Source organism: Nocardia vermiculata NBRC 100427 (assembly GCF_001613265.1).
GTDB classification, from domain to species: Bacteria; Actinomycetota; Actinomycetes; order Mycobacteriales; family Mycobacteriaceae; genus Nocardia; species Nocardia vermiculata.
Window position 1 is genome coordinate 26,767 of the sequence record NZ_BDCA01000047.1, and the last position, 13,080, is coordinate 39,846.

Genomic DNA, 13,080 nt, shown 5'->3' on the forward strand with positions numbered 1-13,080 from the left:
TCCGTGACCGGCCGGGCAGGCGCGCACACGTCGGCGTGGGCGGCTCAATGCGTGCGCCGACGTGGGTTCTGGTGCGCCGGGCGGTCAGCCGAGCACCGTGCGCAGGAATCGCCCGGTGGCGGCGATCGCCTCCCGGCTTTCCGGCAGCAGGCGATCGAGGACCGGAAAGGCATGGACCTGGCGGCGCCAGCGATGCGTTTCCACCGGTACCCCGCCCTGATACAGGCGTTCGGTGAAGGCCAGGATGTCCGGCTCCAGCAATTCCCGCTCCGCGACGGTCAGGAAGGTCGGAGGGAAGGCGGTGACCGGTGCGTCGATCGGTGTGCGCGATCCGCGCAATTCGATATCGCCGCGCAGCCATCTGGCCTTGGCCCGGCGGACCGCGCTCAGTGGCTGGTACGCATCGTGTTTCAGCAGTTCCGGGTCGTGCCGGTCGGCATCGAGGCTGAGTTGCGGCGAATAGCCGACGAAGGCGGCCGGGCGCGGCAGCCCGTCACGCTCGGCGAGTTCGCAGATCTTCGCAGCCAGGAAGCCACCGGCCGAGTCACCGGCGACGACGATCCGCCCGGCGCCACCGATCCGCTCGGCCAGGGCGCGATACGCGGTACACGCGTCGAAGACCGACGTGCCGACGCCCGCCTCGGGCAGCTGCCGATACCGCACCGAATACACCGGCACGCCGAGTGTTTCGGCCAGCCGGCTGCAGACGTGCCGGTGCGTGGCCGGACCACAGAAGATGAACGCGCCGCCGTGCAGGAACAGCACGTGCGTATCGGTCACCGCATCCGGCGCGGGCCGTAGCGGCCGATAGGTGTGTACCTCGACACCGCCCAGCTCGGCGGCACCGTGCTGTACCGCGCTCGGGAACGGCAGTCGGGAGAAGGCCGTTTCGAGGAACCGCAGCGCGCGCATGCCGCGCTCGCCCAGCGGCCAGAACCGGTAGACCGGCTTCAGGAATATCCGTGCCGCCCAGAACATCCCGACCGATACCGCACTCGGCGAATCGTGCACGACCACCGGTGCGCGCACCGGCCGGGTCGTGGTCATCGGCCCGCGCGCACGATGGTGCCGTAGTTCAGGCCACCGTGTGAATGGGTGGGGATCAGCGGCCACTGCCGTTTCCAATTCACACATTCCGAAGAGGGCAGCACCTGCAACCAGCGCGGGTCCCGCGGCGACCGGGAGGCCATCGTCTTCTCTTTCACCATCGAGTCGTACTGGTCGAGACTGTCCTCGAGAGTGTTGGCATTGAGCACGACCTCGCGACCGTAGAACTCCGCCTGCTGCTTCACGCCGGGGATCTTGGACAGCTCCGGCTGCCAATTGTCCGGAGCCATACCGTTTTCCGAGGACACCCAGATACCGTCCGGAGTGTTGAGACACAGTGAGTGATTGCCATCGGTGTGTCCGGGGGTCCACAGCAGGCTGACGCCGACGCCGAGTTCCACGTCCCCGTCGAAGATCTCGAACCGCTCCTGGTCGACGCCGTCCATCCCGTTCTCGACATACCACGCCCACTGCATCGGATGCATGGATTCGAAGGTGCCCAGTTCGCGCCGGTGCACCAGCAGTTTCGCGTTGGGGAACAGCGGTTCTCGCGCTGCGGGCTCCCCCTCGATCGGCTGGTCCGAGCCCATGATCATCCGGACGTCCTGGACGTGCAGGTGATCGAAGCTGACGTAGTCCACATCGGCGTTGGTCAGACCGAGATTCGGCAGCACGGCATCGGGATCGTTGTAGTACTTCACGAACAACCGGCCGGCATGCAGCGCATTCCCGAACTTCTGCAGCTTGTGGTAGAACGGCGCCTCCGCCGAACCTGCCGCCACCGTCGGCTCCCAGACCAGGGTTTTCAGCCCGCCGTCGAACCCCTCGAACTGCACCACCATCATCCGGTTGATGATGCTGATGAAAGGGTTCAGGTTGACCGAGTACCCCTGGAAGGCGAATCGGGCCGGATAGGGCGCGGCCGCGATGTCGATGCTCTGTACCGTCTTGATCTGCCCCTGGGCGAGGAAGCGCTCGCGATACTTCGCCGCGGCGTCACGGACTGCGTGCAGCCGGTCACCACGGGGCCAGATGCGGTGCACACCATCGAATTCCGGGATCGGGCGCACCGTGGTCGGGGACTGAGTTTCGGTCATCGTCGTTCTCCGGGATCGGTGGATTCTGTCAGGGTGCGTTCGTAGCCCGCTCGGACCGAAGCATCTCGGGTCGCGTCGACCTGGTCGGGGACCATGCGCCGGAAGATTCGGTCCCGCAGCCGTTGCGGCAGCAGTTCGGCGAGCCGGACCAGTGGGCCGATATAGCGGGGCAGGGTGGTCTCGAAGCGCGGGCGTTCGACAACACGCAGCACGGCCGCAGCCACCTCGGTGGGCTGGAGCAGTTTCGCGGCGCCGGTCGAGGTGCCGGCGGCCAGTTCGGTCGCCACTACGCTCGGCATGATCACCGACAGGTGCACACCGGTTCCGCGTAGCTCCTCGCGCACACCGGTCAGATAGCCGAGCACCCCGTGCTTGGTCGCGGCATAGGTCGATTCTCCCGGCGGGGACAGCCGGGCGGCCGCCGACGCGATGGTGACGATATGTCCGCGCCCCCGATCCCGCATGGCCGGTGCCGCCAACCGCACTCCGCGAATGACGCCGTGCAGATTCACCTCCAGCATGCGCGCTGTCGCGGTCTCCGGCTCCTCGTCGAAGGACCCGACCCACATCACACCGGCATTGTTGACCAGCACGTCGATCGGACCCCACAGCGATTCCACGGCGGTGAGGAAGCCACGGAAGGAGTCGGTCTCGGTGACATCGAGTGCGAAGCCCCGGACCGTGCCGTCCAGCTCACCGGCCGTCGCTACCGCCGCCGCTTCGTCCCGGTCGCCGATGGCAACGCGGGCACCGGCCGCGGCCAGCGTCCGGGCGATCTCACGACCGATTCCGCGGGCGCCGCCGGTCACGGCGACGACCTGCCCGGTTGTCGACGAGCTCATGAGCATTCCTTCCATTCTGACATGAACGCGTGTCACGAACGATGCTCTAGTGTGCCATAGGACAGCAGATAAGGACAGGGGTCATGGCACGAGGTTCGACGACGGCACGCGGTTCGAAGGCACGGGATTCGCGGCCGAAGGCTGCGGGCGCGGACACCCCCGTCACCTCCGATCAGTCGACAGCCGATTCCGGCAGACGGTCGACGGGCCGCAAGTACCAGGGACTGACACCCGACGAGCGCCGCGCGGTCCGGCGCGCCGGCATTCTCAAGACCGCACTCGAAGTGTTCGGCACCGTCGGTTACGCCGGAAGTTCGGTCAAACAGCTCTGCCGCGCAGCCCGGCTGACCGAGCGCTACTTCTACGAATCGTTCACCGACCGCGAAAGTTGCCTGGCCACTCTGTATTCCGAACTGGTCGATGGCATGCGCGCAGCGACGGTCGCCGCCGTCGGCGACGTCGGCGACGATGTCGACGACCAGGCCCGAGCCGGCCTGGAAGCATTCGTCGGCTACCTCACCGACGACCCCAGGCGTGCCCGGGTGGTGCTGATCGAGGTCGTCGGCGTCTCCCCTGCCATGGAAGCGAGCCGTCACGAGGTGCTGCGCGCCTTCGCCGATATCGTCGCCGCCACCTGGGCCACCCACCGCAGCGAACCGCTCACCCCCAAACAGAACTCGACCGCCGTAGCGCTCGTCGGCGGCGTCAACCACCTGCTCGTCGACTGGCTGATGAGCGGCACCCCGCAGTCTCCCGACGCGCTCGTCGACGTCTGCACGACCCTGTTCACCGCCGCCCGCGGCGCGCTGGAGAACTGACCGACGGCTCAGCCCGGCAGAATCTTTCGCACCACCCGGTTCACCGGCCGCATCCGGTCGGTATCGACCGGATGCGGTCCGGCCATGGCGGTCGGCAGCAGGGCGACACCGCCCAACGGCCATGAGCGGTGGGCGCGGTACAACGCCGCACCGGATGACGGCTTCGAATTCGGCCTCACCGCGCTACTGAACGGCCTCGATCAGCACCGGGTCCGAGCCGCGCAGTGACGCCGACGTTCAATGCGTCGCCCAGTCGGTGAAACCGGGCCGCAGTGCAAACATATCCGCGGACACGACTCGGGCCCCCACTCCTGAACGGAGCGGGGGCCCGATCGTATTGCCCGATAAGCGCTTACCGGTAGTCGCTGAATCCGTAGTCGTCCAGCGGAACCGCCGCACCCGTGGTGGTGCCGAAGCCCTCGGGGCTGTAGTAGGTGTCGTCGTAGGACGGCACCGCGTACGCCGCGGCCCGAGCTTCCTCGGTGGGCTGCACCTGGATGTTGCGGTAGCGGTTGATACCGGTACCGGCCGGGATCAACTTACCGATGATCACGTTCTCCTTCAGACCGATCAGCTTGTCGGAGCGGCAGTTGATCGCCGCATCCGTCAGCACGCGAGTGGTCTCCTGGAAGGAGGCCGCCGACAGCCACGAATCGGTGGCCAGCGACGCCTTGGTGATACCCATCAGCACCGGGCGGCCCGATGCGGGATCGGTGCCCTCGGAGACGACGCGGCGGTTGGACGCCTCGAACTCCGAACGCTCCACCAGCGAACCGGGCAGGAACTCCGTCGCACCCGAATCGATGATGGTGACACGGCGCAGCATCTGACGGACGATGACCTCGATGTGCTTGTCGTGGATGGACACACCCTGCGACCGGTACACCTCCTGGACCTCGTGGACCAGGTGGATCTGCACCTGACGCGGACCCATCACGCGCAGCACCTCGTGCGGATCGGCCGAGCCCTCCAGCAGCTGCTGGCCGACCTCGACGTGGTCACCGTCGGACAGCAGACGCTCGGAACCGTCGTCGTGCTTGTACACACGCAGACGCTGACGCTTCGACAGCTTGTCGTAGACCACTTCGTCCGAACCGTCGTCCGGAATGATGGTGATCTTGTAGAAGCGGTCGTCGTCCTCGAGCCGCACCCGACCCGACACCTCGGCGATGGGCGCCTTGCCCTTGGGCACCCGAGCCTCGAAGAGCTCCTGCACACGGGGCAGACCACCGGTGATGTCGTCACCCGCGACACCACCCTGGTGGAAGGTACGCATGGTCAGCTGGGTACCGGGCTCACCGATGGACTGGGCGGCGACGATACCGACGGCCTCGCCGATATCGACCAGCTTGCCGGTCGCCATCGAACGGCCGTAGCAGGTGGCACAGACGCCGGTACCGGTGGTGCAGGTCAGCACGGAGCGGACCTTCACCTCGGTGATTCCGGCGGCCAGCAGCGCCTCGATGGCCGGGTCACCGAGATCGTGACCCTTCTCCACCACGACGTTGCCCTGCGCATCGACCGCGTCGGAGGCCAGCGTACGAGCGTAGGTGCTGGTCTCGACATGGGCGTCGCGGATGACCGAGCCGTCGGGCTGCTTCTCCGCGATCGGCACCACGATGCCGCGCTCGGTGCCACAGTCGGTCTCGCGCACGATGACGTCCTGCGACACGTCCACCAGACGACGGGTCAGGTAACCCGAGTCGGCGGTACGCAGCGCGGTGTCGGCCAGACCCTTACGCGCACCGTGGGTGTTGATGAAGTACTCCAGAACCGTCAGGCCCTCACGGAACGAGGACTTGATCGGCCGCGGGATGAACTCACCCTTCGGGTTGGTCACCAGCCCCTTCATGCCCGCGAGGGTACGAGTCTGGGTGAAGTTACCCGTGGCGCCCGAATCGACGATCGTGATGATCGGGTTGTCGGCCGGGTAGTGCGCACGCAGCGCCTTACCGACCTCCTCGGTCGCTTCCTGCCAGATCTTGACCAGGGCGTTGTTGCGCTCCTGGTAATCGAGAGCACCGCGCTGGTACTTCTTCTCGATCTGGTCGGACTGCGCCTCGTAGCTCTCCATGATGTCGGCCTTCTCCGGCGGAACGAGAACGTCCGACATGGAGACGGTGACACCCGAACGCGTGGCCCAGTAGAAGCCGGCGTCCTTGAGCTTGTCGACGGTCTGCGCGACCACGATCATCGGGTAGCGCTCGGCGAGATCGTTGATGATCGCCGCCTGCCGCTTCTTCGGCATCGGCTCGTCGATGAACGCGTAGTCCGCCGGGAGCAGATCGTTGAACAGCACGCGGCCCAGCGTGGTCTTGATGGTCCACGCGTCGCCGGGCTGCCAGCCCTCCGGGAACAGCTCCGCCTCGGTGTCCTTCGGCGGGCGCTGGTGGGTCAACCGGACCTTGATCAGCGAACGCACACTGAGCTCGCCACGGTCGACCGCCATCTGGGCCTCGGCCGGAGTGGAGTACACCCCGAACTCGGCCTCGTCGGTGGTCGCGGCGCGGTACTCACCCTTGGCGCCCTCTTCCAGGCGGGTCAGGTAGAAAAGGCCGGTCACCATGTCCAGACGCGGCATGGCCAGCGGGCGACCCGAAGCCGGCGACAGGATGTTGTTCGAGGACAGCATCAGGATGCGTGCCTCGGCCTGTGCCTCCGCCGACAGCGGCAGGTGCACGGCCATCTGGTCACCGTCGAAGTCGGCGTTGAAGGCCTCACACACCAGCGGGTGCAGCTGAATGGCCTTACCCTCGACCAGCTGCGGCTCGAAGGCCTGGATACCCAGGCGGTGCAGGGTGGGTGCACGGTTGAGCATCACCGGATGCTCGGCGATGACCTCTTCGAGGACGTCCCACACCTGCGAGCGCTGCCGCTCGACCATCCGCTTGGCGGACTTGATGTTCTGCGCGTGGTTCAGATCGACCAGACGCTTCATCACGAACGGCTTGAACAGCTCGAGCGCCATCAGCTTGGGCAGACCACACTGATGCAGCTTCAGCTGCGGACCGACGACAATGACCGAACGGCCGGAGTAGTCGACGCGCTTACCGAGCAGGTTCTGCCGGAAACGACCCTGCTTACCCTTGAGCAGATCGCTCAGGGACTTCAGCGGGCGGTTACCGGGGCCGGTCACCGGGCGACCGCGACGGCCGTTGTCGAACAGCGCGTCCACGGACTCCTGCAGCATCCGCTTCTCGTTGTTGACGATGATCTCGGGCGCACCGAGGTCGATCAGTCGCTTGAGGCGGTTGTTGCGGTTGATCACGCGGCGGTACAGGTCGTTCAGGTCGGAGGTGGCGAAACGGCCACCGTCGAGCTGAACCATCGGGCGCAGCTCCGGCGGGATCACCGGAACGGCGTCGAGCACCATCCCCATCGGCGAGTTGCCGTTGGTCTGGAAGGCCGCGACGACCTTCAGGCGCTTGAGCGCACGCAGCTTCTTCTGGCCCTTACCGGTGCGAATGGTTTCGCGCAGGTTCTCGGCCTCGGCCTCGATGTCGAAGTTCTCCATCAGCTTCTGGATGGCTTCGGCACCCATCGAACCGGTGAAGTATTCGCCGTAGCGGTCCTGCAGCTCGCGGTAGAGCAGCTCGTCGACGATCAGCTGCTTGGGCGACAGCTTGGAGAAGGTGGTCCAGATCTCGTCGAGCCGGTCCAGCTCACGCTGGGCGCGGTCGCGCAGCTGACGCATCTCGCGCTCGCCGCCGTCCTTCACCTTGCGGCGGACGTCGGACTTGGCACCCTCGGCCTCGAGCTCGGCGATATCGGCCTCGAGCTTCTGCGCCCGAGCCTCGAGATCGGCATCGCGCTGATCGGCGATGGTCTTCTTCTCGACCTCCATCTCCGCCTCGAGCGTGGACAGCTCGTTGTGGCGCAGATCGTCGTCGACACTGGTGATGACATAGGCGGCGAAGTAGATGATCTTCTCGAGATCCTTCGGCGCCAGATCCAGCAGGTAGCCCAGCCGGCTCGGCACACCCTTGAAGTACCAGATGTGGGTGACCGGTGCGGCCAGCTCGATGTGGCCCATCCGCTCACGGCGCACCTTGGCGCGGGTCACCTCGACGCCACAGCGCTCACAGATGATGCCCTTGAAGCGCACCCGCTTGTACTTACCGCAGTAGCACTCCCAGTCCCGGGTGGGACCGAAGATCTTCTCGCAGAACAAGCCGTCCTTCTCCGGCTTGAGCGTGCGGTAGTTGATGGTCTCCGGCTTCTTGACCTCACCGAAAGACCAGTTGCGAATGTCTTCGGCGGTGGCCAGGCCGATCCGGAGTTCATCGAAGAAGTTGACGTCTAGCACGTAACTTCCTTTCCCCTGTTCGGGTTCAGTATCGAGCAAAGTTCGCTAGTTCTTCCGCCGTGGCGGAGTACTGCCCCGGCGCCCGAGTGGGTGCCGGGACCGATCACGCTGTGTCGATGGTTCACTCGCGCGCTCGCTCACTGCGCCAGGTCGTCGACCGTCGCAGCCTCGTTGCGGGACAGGTTGATGCCGAGGTTCGCCGCGGCACGCTCGAGGTCCTCGTCGTCGCCGTCGCGCATCTCGATCGCGGCGCCGTCGGAGGACAGCACCTCGACGTTGAGGCACAGCGACTGGAGCTCCTTGAGCAGAACCTTGAACGACTCCGGAATACCCGGCTCGGGGATGTTCTCGCCCTTGACGATCGCCTCGTACACCTTCACGCGACCGACGACATCGTCGGACTTGATGGTGAGCAGCTCCTGCAGGGTGTAGGCGGCGCCGTAGGCCTGCATCGCCCAGCACTCCATCTCACCGAAGCGCTGACCACCGAACTGCGCCTTACCACCGAGCGGCTGCTGGGTGATCATCGAGTACGGGCCGGTCGAACGCGCGTGAATCTTGTCGTCCACCAGGTGGTGCAGCTTCAGGATGTACATGTAGCCCACGGCCACCGGGTACGGGAACGGCTCGCCGGAGCGACCGTCGAACAGCACCGACTTGCCGTTGGCGTCGACCATGGTCTCGCCGTCCCGGTTCGGCAGGGTGGAACCCAGCAGACCGGTCAGCTCGTCGTCCTGTGCACCGTCGAACACCGGCGTCGCGATATTGGTGTCGGCTTCCTGGCCGAGCATCTCCTCGGGGAGATTCTTGGCCCAGTCCGGCCGGGCACCACCATCGGCGACCTGAACATTCCAACCGGCCTTCGCGATCCAGCCCAGGTGGGTTTCCAGGATCTGGCCGATGTTCATACGACGCGGCACGCCGTGGGTGTTCAGGATGATGTCGACCGGGGTGCCGTCGGGCATGAACGGCATGTCCTCCTTGGGGAGGATCTTGCCGATGACGCCCTTGTTGCCGTGGCGGCCGGCCAGCTTGTCGCCGTCCTGGATCTTGCGCTTCTGCGCGACGTAGACGCGAACCAGCTCGTTGACGCCCGGAGGCAGATCGTCGTCGTCCTCGCGGGAGAACACGCGGATACCGATGACCTTGCCGGACTCACCGTGCGGCACCTTCAGCGAGGTGTCGCGCACCTCGCGGGCCTTCTCACCGAAGATGGCGCGCAGCAGGCGCTCCTCCGGGGTCAGCTCGGTCTCGCCCTTCGGGGTGACCTTGCCGACCAGGATGTCGCCGTCGCGGACCTCGGCACCGATGCGCACGATGCCGCGCTCGTCGAGGTCGGCCAGGACCTCGTCGGAGACGTTCGGGATATCGCGGGTGATCTCCTCGGCACCGAGCTTGGTGTCGCGGGCATCGATCTCGTGCTCCTCGATGTGAATCGAGGTGAGCACGTCGTCCTCCACGAGGCGCTGCGACAGGATGATCGCGTCCTCGTAGTTGTGGCCTTCCCACGGCATGATCGCCACGAGCAGGTTCTTGCCCAGTGCCATCTCACCGTTCTCGGTGCAGGGACCGTCGGCGAGCACGTGGCCCTGCTCGACGCGCTGGCCCTCGTCCACGATCGGACGCTGGTTGGCGCAGGTGCCCTGGTTCGAGCGCGCGAACTTGCGCATCCGGTAGGACTTACGGGTGCCGTCGTCGTGCATGACGGTGATGTAGTCGGCCGAGACCTCCTCGACCACACCGGCTTTCTCGTTCACCACGACATCGCCGGCGTCCACCGCGGCACGCAGCTCCATACCGGTGCCGACCAGCGGCGACTCGGAACGGATCAGCGGCACGGCCTGACGCTGCATGTTCGCGCCCATCAGCGCGCGGTTGGCGTCGTCGTGCTCGAGGAACGGAATCATCGCGGTCGCCACCGACACCATCTGGCGCGGCGAGACGTCCATGTAGTCGACCTCGGCCGGGGAGACGAATTCCATCTCCTCGTTACCGCGGCGCGCGAGCACCCGGTCCTCGACGAAGTTGCCGTCGGAGTCCACGGCCGAGTTGGCCTGGGCGCGGACGTGGCGGTCCTCTTCGTCGGCGGTCAGGTAGGTGACCTCGTCGGTCACCCGGCCCTCGACGACCTTGCGGTACGGGGTTTCGATGAACCCGAAGGGATTGACCCGCGCATAGACCGACAGCGAACCGATCAGGCCGATGTTCGGGCCTTCCGGGGTCTCGATCGGGCACATGCGGCCGTAGTGCGAGGGGTGCACGTCGCGGACTTCCAGACCGGCGCGCTCACGGGACAGACCGCCCGGGCCCAGCGCCGACAGACGACGCTTGTGGGTCAGACCCGACAGCGGGTTGTTCTGGTCCATGAACTGCGACAGCTGCGAGGTGCCGAAGAACTCCCGGATCGCCGCCGTGATCGGGCGGATGTTGATCAGGGTCTGCGGGGTGATCGCCTCGACGTCCTGTGTGGTCATGCGCTCACGCACGACGCGCTCCATACGCGACAGGCCGACCCGCAGCTGGTTCTGGATCAGCTCACCGACGGTGCGCAGCCGGCGATTGCCGAAGTGGTCGATGTCGTCGACCTCGACCGGAACCTCGACGCCGCCGGGGGCAGTCATCAGCTTGTCGCCCTGATGCAGGCGCACCAGGTACTCGATGGTGGCGATGATGTCCTCGCGGGTCAGCGTCGAACCGATGACCGGCTCACCCGAGTTGACACCCAGCTTCTTGTTGACCTTGTAGCGACCGACGCGGGCCAGGTCGTAGCGCTTCTCCTTGAAGAACAGGTTCTCCAGCAGGGTCTGCGCGGACTCCTTGGTCGGCGGCTCGCCCGGACGCAGCTTGCGGTAGATGTCGAGCAGCGCCTCGTCCTGGCCGGCGGTGTTGTCCTTCTCCAGGGTCGACAGCATGATCTCGGAGAAACCGAAACGCTCGGTGATCTCCTCGGTGGTCATGCCCAGCGCCTTCAGCAGCACGGTGACCGGCTGGCGGCGCTTGCGGTCGATGCGCACACCGACGGTGTCGCGCTTGTCGACATCGAACTCGAGCCACGCACCACGCGACGGGATCACGCGGACGCTGTGCAGGGTCTTCTCGGTGCCCTTGTCGATGGACTCGTCGAAGTACACACCCGGCGAACGCACCAGCTGCGAGACGACAACACGCTCGGTGCCGTTGATGATGAACGTGCCCTTGTCGGTCATCATCGGGAAATCGCCCATGAAGACCGTCTGAGACTTGATCTCACCGGTGTTGTTGTTGATGAACTCCGCGGTCACGAACAGCGGCGCCGCGTAGGTCATGTCCTTGTCCTTGCACTCCTCGATGGAGGCCTTGACCTCTTCGAAGCGCGGATCGGAGAAGGACAGGGACATCGAACCGGAGAAATCCTCGATGGGCGAGAGCTCCTCGAGGACCTCCTCCAGCCCACCGACCGGGCCGGCTTCGCCCCGGGCGATGGCCCGCTCACGCCAATCGGGAGAACCGACCAGCCACGCAAACGATTCGGTTTGTAGATCGAGAAGATCCGGAACCGCCAAGGGTTCACGAATCTTCGCGAAAGACACCCGCTTCGGGGCTCCGGGAATACCGGCCTTGGTCTGGGTGGAGACTGCCAAGATGCGTCCTTCCAGCACCTCACGCGCGTCACCTGGTGCCTGTACGTACAAGACACCGAAGCAACCGTCGCTTGTCTGCTACGAGTTCTGCTGGTCCCAACCCGAACGAGACCCGAACAGCAAACGACGGAAGTAACACCGGAACGGTGGAACTTTCGTGATGCGATCAAGGAATGGACAGGAGGCAGCCAGCGCAAAGTCCAAACGTACACCCAGAAATAAAAGGTGTCAAAGTACCACCCGAACCGAGATCCGGATGCTCGGCGCGCCGGACCCGGTGTTCGCTGGCTGCGTTCGAGTCTCCGGCGGCGCCTCGACCTGGGTACTCGACCCCGTCACAGCTGCCGCTGTTGTGAATAGCGTGACGGTTCGGACGTAACTCGTCAAGTGGCGAGACCACCTCGATAACTACGAGATACGCTGCCGCGCTGGCGAATCACTCGCTTTTCCGGCCGAACACATGCCGCTGAGCTGCGAAGATCGAGCAAGCCACCCGGTCGAACATACTTCCGAACCCGCCTGGCGACGCTCAGCGGTCGGCGATCTCGCTCGCCAGCCAGTGCCCGTCGACCTTCTGCATGTGCAGCACGATCGGACCGGCGGCACTTTCCTGCGGAGCGCCGTCCTTTGTCGCGTTCACCGTGAGATTCACCAACAACTCGGCCCGGTCGTCGGTGAGCAAGGTCACGCCGATCGGGTCCGGGGTGGCCTGCGCGGTCGACTTGGCCTGCTGGATCGCGTCGACCGTGGTGTCGGCGAACTTGTCGAAGTCGGCGCGCATCTTGCCGGTGACCACCTTGTGCACGGCATCCTTGTAGCCACCCACGGTCTGCACGTCGTAGGAGTACACGGTCTTCAGCGCATTGTCCGCCGCGGCGACGACCTGCTGAGTGGCCTGCGTATCGACATAGGCGTCGTTACCGTCGCCCACCCCGGGCCGCAGCGCCGCGACCGCGGCGAATGCACTGACCACCACGGCCGCCACCAGCAGCGCCGCGGCCAACATCCAGCCGGGCGCGGGCCGGCGTGAGCGGGGCCCGTTCTTCGTTTGCCCGGCCGTCGGCCGGCGGGAGAACTTCGACGGGCCGGCGGCACGCGGGCCGGGGTAGGACTGGGAGGCCGGTGCCGGCGGGACCGGTGCACCGGAACGGATGGTCTTGGTCCGTGGCCTCGCCTTCTCTGCCTTCCCCGACTTACCGACGGCGGTGGCGCCGGGGCGCCGGACCGTACGCTCGGCCGGCTCGGACGAGCCGGCGCCGGGGCGCAGCCGGGAGGAAACCTTGTTGACCGGGGGACGGGATGCCATGTGGGGTACCTCCTACGATCCCGGCTGGGGGGCGGGCGCCTGGG

General features: G+C 66.0%; 8 protein-coding genes. 1 reads left to right on the forward strand and 7 read right to left on the reverse strand.

Features of this window, described 5'->3' with window-relative positions:
* Positions 1-84: 84 nt before the first annotated feature.
* The 3 genes from NV2_RS29435 to NV2_RS29445 are packed head-to-tail and all read right to left on the reverse strand — an operon-like array spanning position 85 to position 2,992.
* Positions 85-1,047: an alpha/beta hydrolase gene (locus NV2_RS29435; RefSeq protein WP_067881847.1), complete on the reverse strand. Its 963-nt coding sequence runs from the start codon at positions 1,045-1,047 to the stop codon at positions 85-87.
* On the reverse strand, positions 1,044-2,144 hold the full coding sequence (locus tag NV2_RS29440; protein WP_067881849.1) for an MBL fold metallo-hydrolase: 1,101 nt from the start codon (positions 2,142-2,144) through the stop codon (positions 1,044-1,046). Before NV2_RS29440 ends, NV2_RS29435 begins: the two co-directional genes overlap by 4 nt.
* Positions 2,141-2,992, reverse strand: coding sequence for an SDR family oxidoreductase (locus NV2_RS29445; RefSeq protein WP_067881861.1), 852 nt, complete (start codon positions 2,990-2,992; stop codon positions 2,141-2,143). Before NV2_RS29445 ends, NV2_RS29440 begins: the two co-directional genes overlap by 4 nt.
* Positions 2,993-3,069: 77 nt before the next feature.
* Between NV2_RS29445 and NV2_RS29450 the strand changes: the two genes are divergently transcribed.
* Positions 3,070-3,804 (forward strand): TetR/AcrR family transcriptional regulator, encoded by a 735-nt coding sequence (locus tag NV2_RS29450; protein ID WP_084475693.1) that lies wholly within the window; start codon positions 3,070-3,072, stop codon positions 3,802-3,804.
* Between the two features lie 8 nt (positions 3,805-3,812).
* On the opposite strand, the gene NV2_RS31610 is transcribed toward NV2_RS29450, so the two are convergent.
* The 4 genes from NV2_RS31610 to NV2_RS29465 form a co-directional block, all read right to left on the reverse strand.
* Positions 3,813-3,983 carry a hypothetical protein gene (locus NV2_RS31610; RefSeq protein WP_157103150.1) on the reverse strand — a complete coding sequence of 57 codons (171 nt, stop codon included), beginning with the start codon at positions 3,981-3,983 and terminating at the stop codon, positions 3,813-3,815.
* A 173-nt stretch (positions 3,984-4,156) separates the two neighbouring features.
* Positions 4,157-8,110: a DNA-directed RNA polymerase subunit beta' gene (locus NV2_RS29455; RefSeq protein ID WP_067881852.1), complete on the reverse strand. Its 3,954-nt coding sequence runs from the start codon at positions 8,108-8,110 to the stop codon at positions 4,157-4,159.
* A gap of 137 nt (positions 8,111-8,247) precedes the next feature.
* Positions 8,248-11,748, reverse strand: a complete 3,501-nt coding sequence (gene rpoB / locus NV2_RS29460; protein ID WP_067881866.1) for a DNA-directed RNA polymerase subunit beta — start codon at positions 11,746-11,748, stop codon at positions 8,248-8,250.
* A gap of 511 nt (positions 11,749-12,259) precedes the next feature.
* Positions 12,260-13,036 (reverse strand): hypothetical protein, encoded by a 777-nt coding sequence (locus NV2_RS29465; RefSeq protein WP_084475694.1) that lies wholly within the window; start codon positions 13,034-13,036, stop codon positions 12,260-12,262.
* Positions 13,037-13,080: the final 44 nt, after the last annotated feature.

Excerpts from the sequence above, each read along its gene's own strand:
- NV2_RS29435 (WP_067881847.1), bottom strand. The coding sequence starts at position 1,047 with ATGACCACGACCCGGCCGGTGCGCGCACCGGTGGTCGTGCACGATTCG.
- NV2_RS29440 (WP_067881849.1), bottom strand. The coding sequence starts at position 2,144 with ATGACCGAAACTCAGTCCCCGACCACGGTGCGCCCGATCCCGGAATTC.
- NV2_RS29445 (WP_067881861.1), bottom strand. The coding sequence starts at position 2,992 with ATGCTCATGAGCTCGTCGACAACCGGGCAGGTCGTCGCCGTGACCGGC.
- NV2_RS29465 (WP_084475694.1), bottom strand. The coding sequence starts at position 13,036 with ATGGCATCCCGTCCCCCGGTCAACAAGGTTTCCTCCCGGCTGCGCCCC.
- NV2_RS29450 (WP_084475693.1), top strand. The coding sequence starts at position 3,070 with ATGGCACGAGGTTCGACGACGGCACGCGGTTCGAAGGCACGGGATTCG.